Origin of the sequence: Streptomyces albiflavescens (assembly GCF_014645835.1) — a bacterium.
Taxonomy (GTDB): Bacteria; Actinomycetota; Actinomycetes; order Streptomycetales; family Streptomycetaceae; genus Streptomyces; species Streptomyces albiflavescens.
Genome location: NZ_BMMM01000020.1, coordinates 160640 through 177232 on the forward strand (window position 1 = coordinate 160640; position 16593 = coordinate 177232).

Annotated in this window: 13 protein-coding genes; 9 read left to right on the forward strand and 4 right to left on the reverse strand. The window is 70.3% G+C overall.

All coding sequences use genetic code 11. The annotated features are described in order from the left end of the window. Positions 1-11 precede the first annotated feature (11 nt). The 9 genes from IEY95_RS39925 (at position 12) to IEY95_RS39965 (ending at position 10590) form a co-directional block, all read left to right on the forward strand. A complete protein-coding gene (locus tag IEY95_RS39925) occupies positions 12-1388 on the forward strand; it encodes a ThuA domain-containing protein (protein ID WP_189191134.1) in 1377 nt (458 codons plus the stop codon). A gap of 189 nt (positions 1389-1577) precedes the next feature. Continuing rightward, on the forward strand, positions 1578-2711 hold the full coding sequence (locus IEY95_RS39930; RefSeq protein WP_189191135.1) for an inositol-3-phosphate synthase: 1134 nt from the start codon (positions 1578-1580) through the stop codon (positions 2709-2711). 224 nt (positions 2712-2935) lie between these two features. After that, positions 2936-4150, forward strand: coding sequence for an SCO3242 family prenyltransferase (locus IEY95_RS39935; protein ID WP_373294642.1), 1215 nt, complete (start codon positions 2936-2938; stop codon positions 4148-4150). Beyond that, complete coding sequence (locus tag IEY95_RS39940) at positions 4147-5070, forward strand: sugar phosphate isomerase/epimerase family protein (protein ID WP_189191136.1); 924 nt, start codon at positions 4147-4149, stop codon at positions 5068-5070. Before IEY95_RS39935 ends, IEY95_RS39940 begins: the two co-directional genes overlap by 4 nt. Beyond that, positions 5067-5822 carry an EboA domain-containing protein gene (locus tag IEY95_RS39945; RefSeq protein WP_373294639.1) on the forward strand — a complete coding sequence of 252 codons (756 nt, stop codon included), beginning with the start codon at positions 5067-5069 and terminating at the stop codon, positions 5820-5822. The genes IEY95_RS39940 and IEY95_RS39945 overlap by 4 nt, the downstream gene beginning before the upstream one ends. Further along, entirely contained in the window at positions 5822-6670 is an 849-nt protein-coding gene (locus IEY95_RS39950) for a TatD family hydrolase (protein WP_189191137.1), read from the forward strand. Before IEY95_RS39945 ends, IEY95_RS39950 begins: the two co-directional genes overlap by 1 nt. 3 nt (positions 6671-6673) lie before the next feature. Beyond that, complete coding sequence (eboE, locus tag IEY95_RS39955; protein WP_189191138.1) at positions 6674-7843, forward strand: metabolite traffic protein EboE; 1170 nt, start codon at positions 6674-6676, stop codon at positions 7841-7843. Further along, positions 7840-9267 carry an alkaline phosphatase family protein gene (locus IEY95_RS39960; RefSeq protein WP_189191139.1) on the forward strand — a complete coding sequence of 476 codons (1428 nt, stop codon included), beginning with the start codon at positions 7840-7842 and terminating at the stop codon, positions 9265-9267. Before eboE ends, IEY95_RS39960 begins: the two co-directional genes overlap by 4 nt. A 156-nt stretch (positions 9268-9423) precedes the next feature. Continuing rightward, positions 9424-10590, forward strand: coding sequence for a sugar phosphate isomerase/epimerase family protein (locus IEY95_RS39965; RefSeq protein WP_189191140.1), 1167 nt, complete (start codon positions 9424-9426; stop codon positions 10588-10590). A gap of 112 nt (positions 10591-10702) precedes the next feature. On the opposite strand, the gene IEY95_RS39970 is transcribed toward IEY95_RS39965, so the two are convergent. The 4 genes from IEY95_RS39970 to IEY95_RS39985 form a co-directional block, all read right to left on the reverse strand. After that, the gene (locus IEY95_RS39970) at positions 10703-12109 is read right to left on the reverse strand and encodes an OFA family MFS transporter (protein WP_189191141.1); all 1407 of its coding nucleotides are present in this window, start codon (positions 12107-12109) and stop codon (positions 10703-10705) included. Continuing rightward, positions 12109-13497 (reverse strand): OFA family MFS transporter, encoded by a 1389-nt coding sequence (locus IEY95_RS39975; protein WP_189191142.1) that lies wholly within the window; start codon positions 13495-13497, stop codon positions 12109-12111. The genes IEY95_RS39970 and IEY95_RS39975 overlap by 1 nt, the downstream gene beginning before the upstream one ends. Positions 13498-13615: 118 nt before the next feature. Then, entirely contained in the window at positions 13616-15769 is a 2154-nt protein-coding gene (locus IEY95_RS39980; protein ID WP_189191143.1) for an acetate--CoA ligase family protein, read from the reverse strand. A gap of 1 nt (position 15770) precedes the next feature. Then, positions 15771-16593, reverse strand: an 823-nt coding sequence (locus IEY95_RS39985; protein ID WP_189191144.1) for a CoA transferase, incomplete at its 5' end; no start/stop codon positions are given.

A 16593-nucleotide genomic window follows, 5' to 3' on the forward strand; every position in this document is an offset into this window, starting at 1 on the left:
GTGTGACGAGCATGCGCACATCAGCACAGATGCTGACGGTGGGTGCCGCAGCCGCTCTGCTCATCGGCTGTGTGTCGGGACCGGCCGCCTCCAAGGGAGCCGACGAGAGCCGGGTCCTGGTCTTCTCCAAGACCGCCGGCTTCCGGCACGACTCGATCCCGGAGGGGATCGCGGCCGTACGCGAGTTGGGGGCGACCGGCGGTTTCGCGGTCGACGCCACCGAGGACGCGGGCGCCTTCACCACGAAGAACCTCGCCCGCTACGACGCCGTGGTGTTCCTTTCCACCACCGGTGACGTCCTCGACGACACCCAACAGGCGGCCTTCGAGCGGTACATCAAGCGGGGCGGCGGCTACGTGGGCGTCCACGCGGCCGCCGACACCGAGTACGACTGGGCCTTCTACGGCGGCCTCGCAGGGGCGTACTTCCAGTCGCACCCCGCGATCCAGCCCGCGACGGTCGACGTCGAGGACCGGGGGAACCCGGCCACCTCGGAGTTGCCGAAGGCCTGGAACCGCACCGACGAGTGGTACAACTACCGCTCGAATCCACGGGACCGGGCCCATGTCCTGGCCTCGCTCGACGAGTCGTCGTACACCGGCGGCACGATGAGCGGCGACCATCCGATCGCCTGGTGCCAGGAGTACCAGGGCGGCCGCGCCTTCTACACCGGGGGCGGCCACACCAAGGCGTCCTACGCCGAACCGGCCTTCCGTGCACATCTGTTGGGCGGGATCCGGTACGCCATCGGTGACGCGCAGGCCGACTGCCGTCCGGAGAACGGCTACCGGCCGCTCTTCGACGGCTCGGCCGAGTCGCTGTCGGCGTGGAAGCAGGCGGGACCGGGCTCGTTCTCGCTGTCGGACGACGGCACGCTGACGTCGCACGGCGGGCTGGGGATGCTCTGGTACGCCGGCTCGGGCTCCGGCTCCGATGCGGGCTTCGGCTCGTACTCGCTGAAGCTGGACTGGAAGGTGGCCGGGGACGACAACTCCGGTGTCTTCGTGGGCTTCCCGGCCTCCGACGACCCCTGGTCGGCGGTGAACAACGGCTACGAGATCCAGATCGACGCGACCGACACCCCCGATCGCACGACCGGGGCCGTGTACAGCTTCCAGTCCGCCGACATCGCCAAGCGCGATCGCGCGCTGAACCCGCCGGGGGAGTGGAACACGTACGAGATCCGCGTGGAGGGCGAACGGCTCCGCGTCTGGCTCAACGGCGTGAAGATCAACGATTTCACCAACACCGATCCGGCACGGAGCCTGCGCGACGGGCATGTCGGCATCCAGAACCACGGAGCCGACGACCAGGTGTCCTTCCGCAACGTCCGGATCAAGGAACTGCCCTCGAAGCCCATCGCACTCAGGGCTTCGCCGGGCGACTGAACGGCGGCGGGCGGGAGGCGCCGTACTCCCGCCCGCCGTCTCGCCTCTCCGGGAGACGTATTTCCCGGCTGATGCAACTCCCGGCCGATGCAATTCCCGGCTGGTGCGACTCCCGGCAAGTGCAATTCCCGGGAGGTGCAACTCCCGGCTGATGAATCTCCTGACTGACGTACGACAAGGAGGCTGCCCATGTCCGCGTCCCTTTCCGATTCCCGGGTGGGGGTGTGGCTGATCGGAGCGCGCGGCTCCGTCGCCACCACCGTCATCGCGGGCTGCGCGGCCGTCACCGCCGGGCTGCACGCCCCCACGGGCATGGTCACCGAGACCGACCTCTTCGCCGACTGCGGTCTGCCCGCCCTGTCGTCCCTCGTCTTCGGCGGCCACGACACGGTGGGCTGCCCCCTCCCGAAGCGGGCGGAGACCCTGGTCGCCGGTGGCGTGCTCCCGCACGGCCTCCCGTCGGCGATCGCGGCCGAACTGGAGGCCGCCGACGAGGAGATCCGCCCGGGCGGGCCCGTGCCGGGCGACACCCGCGACCAGGCCGACCTCGTGGACGCCTTCGCCACGGACATACGGGACTTCGTACGCCGCCGGGGCCTGACCCGGGCGGTGGTGGTGAACGTGGCCTCCACGGAGCCCGCTGCCGTCGGAACCGATCAGCCACCCAGCTCGCTGTACGCGGCGGCGGCGCTGCGGGCCGGCTGTCCGTACGTGAACTTCACCCCCTCCACGGGCCTGCACCATCCGGCCCTTGTCGCCCTGGCCGAGTCCAGCGGGCTGCCCTACGCGGGGCGCGACGGCAAGACCGGTCAGACGCTGCTGCGGTCGGTGCTCGGCCCGATGTTCGCCCAGCGCGCGCTGGCGGTCCGCGCCTGGTCCGGCACCAACCTCCTGGGCGGTGGCGACGGGGCCGCCCTCGCCGATCCGGCTGCCGCGGCGGCCAAGAGCGCCGGCAAGGAGCGCGTACTCGCGGACACCCTGGGCGCGGCCCCCGAGGGCGAGACCCACATCGACGACGTCCCCTCCCTCGGCGACTGGAAGACCGCCTGGGACCACATCGCCTTCGACGGCTTCCTCGGCACGCGCATGATCCTCCAGACCACCTGGCAGGGCTGCGACTCCGCGCTCGCGGCCCCACTTGTCCTCGACCTCGCCCGTCTGGCGACGCGCGCCCACGAGGCCGGCCTCACCGGCCCGCTGAGCGAACTCGGCTTCTACTTCAAGGACCCGATGGGGGAGGGCCCTTCGGCCCTGGGCGAGCAATACGCGGCACTGGCGGGCTTGGCGGGACACCTTCGGGGCCTCGCTGGGGAGGGCCGGTGAGGTTGTGGCGGGCTGGGGCGGTTGTGGCGGGTGCGTCGGCTGGGTTGGCTGTGGCGAGCGCGGTGGCCGGGTTGGCCAAGGGGAACGGGCTGGCCAAGGGGAACGGGCTGGTTGGGTTGGCTGGGGCGAGTGGGTCGGCCGCGTCGGTCCGGGTGAGTGGGTCGGCCAGGTCGGTCAGGACGAACCTGTCGGCTGGGTTGGCTGTGGCGAGCGCGGTGGCCGGGTTGGCCAAGGGGAGCGCGCTGGTTGGGTTGGCCGGGGCGAGCGCTTCGGCTGGGTTGGCGGGGGCGAGTGGGTCGGTCCGGGCGAGCGCGTCGGCCGCGTTGGGCCCGAGGACCCGGGCGAAGGCCCGGGCCTGGGCTGAGCTTCTGCGTCTGCCCGCCCTGTTCACCGTTCCCGGGGACGCCCTCGCGGGGGCCGCTGCCGTGGGCGCCCGCCCGAACTCTCGCACCTTGCTCGCTATCGGTTCCTCTCTGTGTCTGTACGAGGCGGGCATGGCCCTGAACGACTGGGCCGACCGGGCCGAGGACGCCGTGGAACGCCCGCACCGCCCGTTGCCCTCCGGGCGCATACGCCCGGCCGCGGCACTCGCGGCGGCCGGAGCCCTGACCGCGGCGGGTCTCGCCCTGGCGGCCCGCGCCGGCCGCCCCTCCCTCGCGGTCGCCGCACCCCTCGCGGCCACCGTCTGGGCGTACGACCTCACACTCAAGCGAACACCCGTCGGACCTGTGGCGATGGCAGCCGCTCGCGGCCTGGACGTACTCCTCGGCGCCGCGGCCACCGCAGGTACGGCTCGCCGTCGGGACCGGCTTTTCGGCCAGGCGACCACCGGACGTGCCGTGCCCGGCCAGGACGTGCCCCTCGTCTCGACCACCGACCCGCGCACCCTCCGCCGCGCCCTCCCTTCCGCCCTCACCCTGGCCACCCACACCCTCGCGGTGACCACGGTGTCGCGCGGCGAGACGCAGGGCGGTTCGCCGCTGGCGCCGCTGGCCGCGCTGGCCACGACAGGTGCGCTGGCCTGGGGCCTGTCGAACGGCCGAGCCGGTGCGAGCCGGCCGATCGGCGATGACCCAACGGCGCTGCACCCAGGGCGTGTCGGCGCCCCGATGGACACGGGCCAGGCGGGCGTCGGCACCGGCGGGAGACTCGGCCCGGCACGTGGTGCCGCTCCGGGCCCCTTCGCTCACCCCGTGACGGACACCCTGCGCACGGCGCTCACCCTCGCCTACGCGGCGACCTCCGCCCACCCGCTCTTCCACGCCGTCCTGAACCCCTCACCCCCGCTCACCCAACGAGCAGTCGGCGGCGGAATCCGCGCCATGATCCCCCTCCAGGCCACCCTCGCCGCCCGCGCGGGCGCCCCCGTCACCGCCCTGCTGACCGCCGCGCTCGCCCCAGCGGCCCGCAAGTTCGCGAGGAAGGTGAGCGTCACATGATCCCGAGCCCCCGCACGGCCACCCACACGCGCCCCGCCCCGGCCCCGCACCCCCTCCGCTTCGGCTACGGCACCAACGGCCTCACCGACCTCCGACTCGACGATGCCCTCGCACTCCTCGCCGACCTCGGCTACGACGGCGTGGGCCTGACCCTCGACCACATGCACCTCGATCCGCTCGCGCCGGACCTGGCCGCCCGCACCGGGAAGGTGGCCAACAGGCTGGCGGCGCTCGGTCTGGGCGTCACGGTCGAGACCGGCGCCCGCTATGTCCTCGACCCACGGCGCAAACACGGCCCTTCGCTCCTCGACCCCGCCCCGGAGGACCGCGCGCGCCGCGTCGGCCTGCTCACCCGGGCCGTCCAAGTCGCCGCCGACCTCGGCGCCCACGCCGTGCACTGCTTCAGCGGAGTCACCCCGGCCGGCACGGACGAGGACACCGCGTGGAAGCGCCTGGCCGAGGCGCTCACCCCCGTGCTGGACGCTGCCACCCGCGCCGGAGTCCCTCTCGCCGTCGAACCCGAACCCGGCCACCTGCTCGCCACCCTCGCCGACTTCCACCGCCTGCGCCGCACCCTCGGCGACCCGGCCGCGCTCGGACTCACCCTCGACATCGGCCACTGCCAGTGCCTCGAACCCCTTTCTCCCGCCGATTGCGTACGTGCCGCCGGCCCCTGGCTGCGGCACGTCCAGATCGAGGACATGCACCGCGGCATCCATGAACACCTCCCGTTCGGGGACGGGGAGATCGACTTCCCGCCCGTACTCGAGGCCCTGGCCGCCACCGGCTACCAGGCCCTGACCGTCGTCGAACTGCCCCGCCACTCCCACGCGGGACCCCACTTCGCCGAACAGTCCCTCCCGTTCCTCCACCGCGCGGCCCGGGCGATCCCCGAGGGCCCCGAAGGGAGAACCCCGTGAACCACCCGCACCGAGCCCAGCACGGCCAGGACAGCCACCACATCCAGGGCACCCGGCACAGCCAGGTCGGCCCCCGAGCTCAGCCCGCCCTCGCCGCCCTGCACGCCCGCCTGAACACCCATCTCGGCGGAGCTGCTCGCGACTGGCTCGACCAGGCCCTCGACGAGGCCGCCGCCCACCCCGGCACCCACGGCCCCATCTCCGCCTGGGAGTTGCGGATCGCCGAGGCCGGGCGCCGGTGCGGGCCCGAACACGCCGACGCCGCCCGTGTACTCCTGCTGCACGCCGCCCGCGCCGAGCCGGACGCACTCACCCGCGTCTATCGCCAGGGCACCGCCGCCGAACGCATCGCCGTCCTGCACGCCCTGCCCCACCTGGTGCCGGGACCAGACGCGCTGCCCCTCGTCGAGGACGCCCTGCGCACCAACGACACCCGACTCGTCGCAGCCGCCGTCGGCCCGTACGCGGCCCTGCACCTGGACCCCCACAACTGGCGCCACGCCGTCCTGAAGTGCTTGTTCACCGGCGTCCCCGTCGACGACGTGGCCGACCTGCCCCGACGTGCCCACGCCGATGCGGAACTTGCCCGCATGCTCGGCGACTACGCCGACGAACGCGCCGCCGCGGGCCGTCCCGTACCCGAGGACCTGTACCGCGTGCTGGCGCTGACCGAGCCCACGGCCACCCCCACCGGCACGTCCCGAAGCCCCGGCGCGCCCGGCACGTCCGGCGCCTCCGGCAAGGAGTCCTGATGCGCATCTTCGACCCCCACATCCATATGACGTCACGGACCACCGACGACTACGAGGCCATGCACGCCGCGGGCGTCCGCGCCGTCGTCGAGCCCTCCTTCTGGCTCGGCCAGCCCCGCACCTCACCCGCCTCCTTCCTCGACTACTTCGACTCGCTCCTCGGCTGGGAACCCTTCCGCGCCGCCCAGTACGGAATCGCCCACCACTGCACGCTCGCCCTCAATCCCAAGGAAGCGAACGACCCCCGCTGTGTCCCCGTCCTCGACGAGTTGCCCCGCTATCTCGTCAAGGACCAGGTCGTGGCCGTGGGCGAGATCGGCTACGACTCGATGACCCCCGCCGAGGACACCGCGCTCGCCGCCCAGCTGCAGCTCGCCGCCGACAATGGGCTGCCCGCGCTGGTCCATACCCCGCACCGGGACAAGCTGGCGGGCCTGCGCCGCACCCTGGACGCCGTCCGCGAGTCCGCCCTGTCCCCGGACCGGGTCTTGGTCGACCACCTCAACGAGACCACTGTCAAGGAGGCCAAGGACAGCGGCTGCTGGCTGGGCTTCTCCGTCTACCCGGACACCAAGATGGACGAGGAGCGGATGGTCGCGGTCCTGCGGGAGTACGGGCCTGAGCAGGTGCTCGTCAACTCGGCCGCGGACTGGGGAAGAAGCGACCCCCTCAAGACCCGCCGGGTCGGCGACGCCCTGCTGAAGGCCGGATTCACCGACGACGACGTCGACCGGGTGCTGTGGCGCAACCCCGTGGCCTTCTACGGGTTGAGCGGGCGGCTGTCGCTCGATGTGACCGGCACCGACGCGACCCACGAAGGCAACACCATCCTCCGCGGCGGGGAGTGAGCCATGCGCTTCCGTCACCCCGACGGCTCCACCGTCCACCTCGCCTATTGCACCAACGTCCACCCGGCCGAGACCCTCGACGGCGTCGTCGCCCAACTCCGCGACCACTGCGAACCCGTCCGCCGACGCCTGGGAAGAGACCGCCTCGGCATCGCCCTGTGGCTCGCCAAGGACGCCGCCCGCACACTGGTCGGCGACCCGTCCGCGCTGCGCGGCCTGCGCACCGAACTCGACCGCCGCGGCCTCGAAGTGGTCACCCTCAACGGCTTCCCGTACGAAGGCTTCGGCGCCGAAGAGGTCAAGTACCGCGTCTACAAGCCGGACTGGGCAGACCCGGAGCGGCTCGCCCACACGACCTCCCTGGCGCGTGTCCTCGCCCAGCTCCTTCCCGACGACGTCACCGAGGGCAGCATCTCCACACTGCCCCTCGCCTGGCGCACGGCGTACGACGGTGAGCGGGCGGCGACCGCCCACACCGCGCTGAGCACGCTGGCCGAACGCCTCGACGCCCTGCACGAACTCACCGGCCGCTCCATCCGCGTCGGCCTGGAGCCCGAACCCGGCTGCACGGTCGAGACGACCACCGACGCCCTCGCCCCGCTCACCGCGATCGGCCACGAGCGCATCGGCATCTGTGTCGACACCTGCCACCTCGCCACCTCCTTCGAAGACCCGCACCACGCCCTGGACGCGCTCGCGCAAGCCCGCGTCCCCGTCGTCAAATCGCAGCTGTCAGCCGCCCTGCACGCCGAACACCCCCATCTCCCCGAAGTCCGCACCGCCCTCGCCGCCTTCGACGAACCCCGCTTCCTGCACCAGACCCGCACCCGGACAGCCGCCGGCCTGCGCGGCACCGACGATCTCGGCGAAGCATTGGCGGGCGACGCTCTGCCCGACGCCTCCCCATGGCGCGCCCACTTCCACGTCCCCCTGCACGCGGCCCCCGCCGCGCCCCTCACCTCCACACTCCCCGTACTCCGGGCGGCGCTTGCCGACCTGGTCGGCGGCCCGCACCCGCGCACCCGTCATCTGGAGGTCGAGACCTACACCTGGCAGGCCCTCCCACCCGAGCTGCGCCCACGCGCCCGCGCCCAGCTCGCCGACGGCATTGCCGCCGAACTCACCCTCGCCCGTGACCTGTTGACCGACCTCGGCCTCAAGGAGCTGCCGTGACCCAGCCGCCGGCGCCGACAGCCCAGCCCGAGCACTCCAGCGAGCATCCCCGTACCACCCCTCTCCTCGTCCTGGACGTCGTAGGTCTCACCCCGCGTCTCCTCGACCACATGCCGCATCTCAAGGCGCTCGGCCAGTCCGGCTCCCGTGCCCCGCTCGGCACCGTCCTGCCCGCCGTCACCTGCGCCGCCCAGTCCACCTTCCTCACCGGCACCCACCCCGGCGAGCACGGCATCGTCGGCAACGGCTGGTACTTCCGTGAACTCGGCGACGTACTGCTGTGGCGCCAGCACAACGGCCTGGTGTCCGGCGACAAGCTGTGGGACGCCGCACGGCGCGCGCACCCCGGCTACACGGTCGCCAATATCTGCTGGTGGTACGCCATGGGCGCCGACACCGACATCACCGTCACTCCCCGTCCCGTCTACTACGCCGACGGCCGCAAGGAACCCGACTGCTACACCCGGCCCCCGGCCCTGCACGACGAACTCACCGAGAAATTGGGCACGTTCCCCCTCTTCCACTTCTGGGGTCCCGGCGCCGACCTCGTCTCCAGCCGCTGGATCATCGACGCGACCCGGCACATCAACCGCACCCGCCGGCCGGACCTGACTCTCTGCTACCTCCCTCACCTCGACTACGACCTCCAGCGCTTCGGCCCCGACGACCCGCGCTCCCTCCAGGCGGCCGCGGACCTCGACGCGGCCATGGCTCCCCTCCTCGACGACGCCAGGGCCGAAGGCCGTACCGTCGTCGCGCTCTCCGAGTACGGCATCACGCGCGCGGACCGCCCCGTCGACATCAACCGCGCACTGCGCCGCGCCGGACTCCTCGAAGTGCACACGCAGGACGGCATGGAGTACCTCGACCCGATGGCCTCCCGTGCCTTCGCGGTCGCCGACCACCAGATCGCCCACGTCTACGTGCGACGGCCCGAGGACCTGGAGGCCACGAAGGCGGCGCTCGCCGACCTGCCCGGCATCGAGCAACTCCTCGACGACGAGGGCAAGAAGACCCATCACCTCGACCATCCGCGCTCCGGCGAACTCGTCGCCGTCGCGGAACCGGACGCCTGGTTCACGTACTACTACTGGCTCGACGACGCCCATGCGCCCGACTTCGCGCAGCTCGTCGAGATCCACCGCAAACCCGGCTACGACCCGGTCGAACTCTTCATGGATCCCCTCGACCCCTACGTCAAGGTGAAGGCGGCCACGGCTCTGGCCCGCAAGAAGCTCGGCATGCGCTACCGCATGGCGGTCGTGCCCCTGGATCCCTCACCTATTCGAGGCAGCCACGGCCGCCTCCCCATGAGCGACGACGAAGGTCCGCTCATCATCTGCTCCACCCCCCGCGCAGTCACCGGCCGCGTCGCGGCCACCGAAGTGAAATCCCTGCTGCTCGACCTGGCCGGCCTCACCTGACGAGGCCTGACAAGCCGTGACGAGCGACTACAGAAAGTGAAACACGCGCCACTGACAACGCGTCCGGCGAGCGCTCGGCAGGCGTCCGACCTGGGCACGAGCAGCAGACCTCCCGGCACCCGCCACCGCAGAACACCGATCCGAAAGAGAGAAACCGTGACCGCGTTCAACGACGAATCCGGAACCGGCGACGCCCTGCGTCGCACTCTCGGCGTCAGCCGTCGCCGCTTCCTCAGCACCTGCACCGCCGCCGCGACCGCGGCGATCGCCGCCCCCGTCTTCGGTGCCTCACCGGCCCTGGCCCAGGACCTGGGCAGAGGCGACGACCACGGCGGCGACGTCCTCGTCCCCGCGAACAAGCGCGGCATCATCCTCTACACCGTCCGTGATGCGACAGGCCGCGACCCGCTCGCCACCGACCTGCCCTCCGGTTTCCGTGAGGTCTTCCAGCAGCTCTCGCGCTTCGGCTACCGGCAGGTGGAGTTCGCGGGATACGGACAGCACGTCAACGCCCCGGGCGGCGCGAGCCTGGAGTCCGTGGAGGGTGCCAAGCTGCTGCGCTCCTGGCTCGACGAGTACGGGCTGCGGGCGCAGGGCAACCACGGCTTCATACCGCCGTCCTGGCCCTTCACGACGGCCGACCTGGACACCTTCAAGAAGCACCTGGAGATCGCCAACATCCTCGGCATGGCGCACATGGGCACCGGTGGCGACCCCACCGGCAGCGCCTACCGCGCCGACTGGGACGTGGCCGCGGACAAGTGGAACGCGCTCGGCGAGATCGCCCGCCGTGAGGGCATCAAGCTGTACACCCACAACCACGACGCGGCGTACGGCTTCCTGCTCGACGGCGGTCCGCTGGACGCGCAGGGCCGTCCGACCCGCAGCTCCGGCATCCGCAAGCTGGAGTACTTCCTCAAGATCACCGACCCGGAGGTGGTCTGGCTGGAGATGGACATCTTCTGGGCGCACGTGGCCCAGTACAAGTTCCACACGTACACGGCCCACGACGGCTCCACACAGGAGAACGTCTTCGATCCCGCGGGGCTCGTCGTCCGCAACAACAAGCGCTACCCGCTCTTCCACGCCAAGGACGGCACGGTCAACACCACGAACGGCATGGGCTACGACATGGTGCCGTTCGGCACCGGTGTCATCGACTACACCACGTTCTTCTCACGCGTCGGCGCGCGGAACTACCACAACCCGATGGTCGAGCAGGACAACGCCCCGAGCGCCACCGACCCGGGGCAGTCGCTGAAGCACGCGAAGATCGGTTACGACAATCTCGCGGCCCTGCGCAAGAAGCGTCACCAGTCCTGACCAACGGATGACGGGGGCCAACGGATGACGGGGGCCAACGGATGAGGCGGCCCTCCCCACGACGCGCGTCGTGGGGAGGGCCGCCTCATCCGTTCGGTCAGGACTCCCTTGCTCAGACGACCGGTTGCGGCTGCGGAGCGGACGTGTCCGCCAGGGTCCGCCCCGGCTGCTTCAGCAGCAGCGCGATCGCCGCCGCCACCATCGAGACGCCGCCGGCCAGCGCGTAGGCACCGTTGTAGCCCCAGGCGGCGACCACCATCGAGCCCAGCCCGCCGCCGAACAGGCCGCTGATCAGCTTGCCGCTGTACACCAGCCCGTAGTTGGTGGCGTTGTAGTTCTCGCCGAAGTAGTCCGGCGTCAGAGCCGCGAACATCGGGTAGAAGGCCCCGCCGCCGAACCCGGAGAGGAAGGCGAAGAACAGGAACAGGGCTTCGCTGTGGATGTCACCGGCCCAGATCACGCCGAACTGGGCGAGACCCAGGACGACGATGACGAACACCAGGGTCTGCTTGCGGCCCCAGGTGTCGGACAGCCAGCCCACCACGCCCCGGCCGACGCCGTTGATGACGGCCATGACGCCCATCGACGAGGCCGCGACCAGCGGTCCGAAGCCCACTTCCTTGGCGAAGTCGACCTGGAAGGAGATTCCGAAGATCGACACACCCGCGGTCATGACGAGGGCGATCCACATGAGCGGAAGCATGCCGGTCCTGATGGCCTCCTTGGGTGTGTACTGCTTCACCGCGGGAGGGTTCTTGGACAGGCTGGCGGCACCCTTTTCGGAGCCGCCATAGGTCAGCGGGTCGATGTCCGCGGGCCACCAGTTCTTCGGCGGGTCCCTGAAGAAGAACGCGGAGGCGAAGACCACGATCATCACGTAGCAGCCGATGAGGTCCAGTACGCGGTGGTAGTTGGCCGTGTCGAAGCCGTAGTTGAAGATGAAGATGAACGGCAGGGAGCCGTAGGCGAATCCGCCGTTGACGAATCCGGTCTTCGCGCCACGGCGCTCGGGGAACCACTTGCCGACCATGTTGATGCAGGTCGCGTACACCAGGCCGGACCCTACGCCGCCGATGACGCCGAAGCCGAGGATGGCGAGAAGGACGTTGCTCAGGTGGGAGAGGGCGAGGAAGCCGATCAGGCACATACCCGAGCCGGCGTACATGGCCTTGCGGGCGGTCAGGATTCCCTTCTCCCGCAGCCAGCCCGCGGGGAAGGCTATGCCGGCCTGGAAGAAGACCCAGACGCTCAGGATCCAGAAGGTGTTGCTCTGCGTCCAGCCGTGCGCGTGGGACAAGGTGTCCTCGGCAGAGCCGTACGCGTACTCGAAGACGCTGATGGCCATCATGGCTATCCATGGCAGATACACCATGAACTTGCGTGAGTGGCCGAGGATGTCCCGGTCGGTCTCGCCGATCCGGTATACACGACCCCGGGAGTCGGAGACTTCACGGTATGCGCGGTTCGAGGCGTCGTGGTCGTTCGACGCGTCCTTCGCGGCGATGGGTTCCGCCGTCATTACGCCATCTCCTCGCCAAGCGGTTGCGGGTTGGGAACGATGCTCCGGGCCTGCGGCCGGCCGGGAGCCTTGAGGAACAGGGCCAGCACTGCGGATGCCAGCCCGATGGATCCGGCGAGAACGAAGGCACCGTGGTAGTCCCACGCGCCGACGACAACCGCGCCCATACCGGAGCCCACGAGACCCGAGATCAACTTCGAGCTGTAGACCATTCCGTAGTTGGAGGCGTTGTTGTTCTCGCCGAAGTAGTCAGCCGTCATGGCCGCGAACAGCGGGAAGATCGCGCCGCCGCCGAAACCGGAGACCATGGAGCAGAACAGGAAGAAGGGCATGCTGCCCATCTGGCCGGAGACCAGCACACCGAACTGGGCCGAGCCCAGCACCAGACACACGATGATCAGTGTGTGGCGCCGGCCGACGCGGTCGGATATCCAGCCGATGACGCCGCGCCCGGTGCCGTTGACGATGGCCTTCAGAGACATCGCCGTGGCCACGATCCCGCCCGCGAAGCCCATGTCCTTGCCGAACGGCACCTGGAAGGCGATGCCGAAGATGTTGATCCCGGCCGTGCACAGCAGACAGAACCACATCATCCAGAGCACGGGGGTACGGGCGGCCTCCTTGGGGGTGTACTGCTTCACCGCCGGAGGGTTCTTCTCCAGCGCCCGCCGGATCTTCGGGTCGTCCGACGCCTTCAGGGGGTCCACCTCCGCGGGCCACCACCCCTTGGGCGGGTCCTTGTAGAACCAGCCGGCGACGGCGACGACGGCGCAGCAGAGCAGGCCGACCGCGACCAGGACGCCCTTGTAGTTGCTCAGATCCATGTACGACGTGAACAGGAAGACGAAGGGCACGGACCCGTAGGCGAAACCGCCGTTGACGAAGCCCGTCTTGCCGCCCTTGCGCTCCGGATACCACTTTCCGACCATGTTCACGCTGGTGGCGTAGACGAGGCCGGCTCCGATGCCGCTGCACATGCCGAAGCCGAGATAGGCGATCAGCACATGCGGTGCGAAGGCCAGCGACAGATAGCCCAGCAGCGTGCCGAGCGCGCCCAGCAGCATCGCCGTACGGGCGGGGAGGCGGCCGCTCTCCCGCAGTTGCCCGGCCGGGAAGGCCACGGCCGCCTGGAAGAACACCCAGACGCCCATGAGCCAGAAGATGTGTCCGCTGCTCCACAGGTGAGCCTCGTGGAGCGTGTCCTCCGCGGACGTGAACGCGTACTCGGCGGAGCTGATGCCCATCATGCCCGCCCAGGGCAGGATGACCATCCATTTGCGCTTGCGGCCCATGATGTCGATATCGGACTCGCCGACGCGGTACACGCGGCCGTTGCGGTCCGTCACCTCTTGATAGGGGACGGACGTCGAGTAATCGGTGGTTGTCATCTTGCTCAAACACCCCTTGCGTCGAAAGATCTGGTCAGCGCCCCCTGCCAAATGCCTTTCGTGCGCTTATGGGTCCCGAGGGCGGCCGACGCGCACCGTCGGCCGCCCCCGCGCACACTCACGTCATGAACCCGCCCCCCAACAGCCCCGCCGCACGCGCCCAGCGATACTTCGCGCCGAGCACGGCCACCGGCTTCTCGGTCGTGTACGGGTAGGCCACGACCCCCCGCTCGTACAGGTACTGGCAGGCCTCCTCGACCTCGACGTCGCCCGCGAGCGACGCCACCACGGGCTTCTCGATCCCGCGCTCGCGGAACTCGGCCACCACGCGCGCGGTGAGCTCGGCGAAGACCAGGGGAGGGGTCACGATGGTGTGCCAGTAGCCGAGGACGAGCGCGTGGACGCGCGGGTCCGCAAGGCCCAGCCGGATCGTCGCCTCGTACGTCGACGGCGGCTCGCCCCCCGTGATGTCCACGGGGTTGCCGGCGCTCCCGAAAGGCGGGATGAACCTCCGGAAGGACGTGTCCAGGTCCGGCGGGATCTCCATCAGGGACAGGCCGTTGTCGGTCACCGCGTCGGACAGCAGCACGCCGCTGCCGCCCGCGCCCGTGATGATCACGACGTTGTCGCCCTGGGGAGTCGGAAGCACCGGCAACGCGCGCGCGTACTCCAGCATTTCGTTCAGCCCCGGAGCCCGGATGACGCCGGCCTGCTTCAGGATGTCGTCGTACACGGCGTCGTCGCCCGCGAGCGCGCCCGTGTGCGAACCGGCGGCCTTGGCGCCCGCCGCCGTACGCCCGGCCTTCAGGACCACCACCGGCTTCTTCGGGACCGTGGCGCGTGCCGCCTCGACGAACGCGCGGCCGTCCTTGAGGTCTTCCAGGTGCATCGCGATGCATTGCGTGTGCGGGTCCTCGCCGAACCAGGTGAGGAGGTCGTCCTCGTCCAGGTCCGCCTTGTTGCCGAGCCCGACGATCGCCGAGACACCCGTCTTCGTCGTGCGCGCGAAGCCCAGGACGGCCATTCCGATGCCGCCGGACTGCGAGGTCAACGCGACGCCGCCCTTCACGTCGTACGGCGTGCAGAAGGTGGCGCACACGTGGTGCCACGTCGAGTAGTAGCCGTAGATGTTCGGACCGAGCAGCCGGATGCCGAGCCGCTCGCCGATGGCCACGATCTCGTCCTGGAGTTCGGGCTCGCCGCTCTCCGCGAACCCGGAGGGGATCAGTACGGCGTTGGGGATGTTCTTGCGTCCCACTTCCTCCAGGAGCGGCGCCACGGAGGGGGCGGGGACGGCGAACACCGCCACGTCCACCTCACCCGGAATGTCCGTGACACTCGGGTAGGCCTTGCGGCCCAGAATGTCGTCGGCCTTGGGGTTCACCGGGTGGATCTCACCCGGGAAGCCGCCGTCGATGAGATTGCGCAGCACCGAATTGCCGATCTTGCCTTGCTCGTTGGAGGCGCCGATCACGGCGATCGACGAGGGTCGCATCAGGCGCCGCATGGAGCTGAGGATCTCCTCGCGCGTGTGCGTCCGGCGCTCGGTGGGAGCCCGCTCGGCGAGGATCACGCGGATGTCCGCCGCGACCGCACCCTCCGCGGTGACGATCACGGGGTTGAGGTCCACCTCGGCGATCTCCGGGAAGTCCGCGACGAGTTCGGAGACCCGGAGGATCTGGTCGGCGATGGCACGCCTGTCCACCGGCCGCGCACCACGCACCCCGCGCAGAATCTGCGCCGAGCGGATCGAGTCCAGCATCGACAGCGCCTCGTCGGCGTCCACGGGCGCGAGCCGGAAAGTGACATCCCTGAGGACCTCGACCAGTACACCGCCGAGCCCGAAGGCCACGACCTTCCCGAACGTCGGGTCGGTCACCGCGCCGACGATGACCTCCTGCCCCTGCGGGAGCAACTCCTGGACCTGTATGCCCTCGATGCGGGCCTGGTGGTCGTACTCCCGTGCGTTCTCGACGATCTTGTGGAAGGCGGCCCGCACGTCCCCCGCACCCTCCACGCCGACGACCACGCCGCCCGCGTCGGTCTTGTGCAGGATGTCCGGGGAGACGATCTTCATCACGACGGGCCCGCCGAAGCGTGCCGCGCAGGCCACCGCCTCGTCCGCGTCCCTCGCGAGTTCCTCGCCGGGGACGGCGATCCCGTACGCGTCGGCGATCACCTTGCCCTCGGGTGCCGTGAGCGCGGCCCTTCCCTCGGCCCGTACGCCGTCGAGGAGGGTGCGTACCCGCAGGGCCCGGTCCTGGGTCACCATGTCAGATCACCCCGCTGGACTTGAGCAGGCGCAGCTCTTCGTCGCCGAGGCCGAGCTCGCCGATGTAGACCTCTTCGTTGTGTTCGCCGAGCAGCGGCGAACCGGTGACGTCCACAGGGGAGTCGGAGAGCTTCAGCGGGCTGCCCACGGTCACGAACTCGCCGCGCTCGGGGTGCGTCACCTTCACGACCATCTCGTTGGCGACCAGCGACTCGTCCTCGATGATCTCCTTGGTGGAGAGGATCGGACCGCACGGGATGTTGTGGGAGTTGAGCGCCTCCAGCACCTGCCACTTGGGAAGGGTGGACGACCACTCCTCGATGAGCTGGAACATCTTCTCGAGCTTGGGCAGTCGGGCCTCGGGGGTGGACCACTCGGGGTCGTCGGCCAGTTCGGGCCTGCCGATGAGTTCGCTGAGGGGCTGCCAGCCGACGGGCTGCACGATGACGTAGACGTAGTCGTTCGGTCCGCCGGGTGCGCACTTGACCGCCCAGCCGGGCTGGCCGCCTCCGGAGGCGTTCCCGGACCGGGGAACCTCGTCGCCGAAGTCCTCGTTGGGATATTCGGCGAGCGGACCCTGTGCCAGTCGCTGCTGATCGCGCAGCTTCACCCGGCAGAGGTTGAGCACGGCATGCTGCATGGCCACGTTGACCCGCTGACCACGCCCGGTGTTCTCCCGCTGGAACAGCGCCGCGAGAATCCCCGCCACGGCGTGGATACCGGTGCCCGAGTCCCCGATCTGGGCGCCGGTCGCCAGGGGTGGTCCGTCCTCGAAGCCGGTGGTCGCCATGGACCCGCCCATGGCCTGGGCGACGACCTCGTAC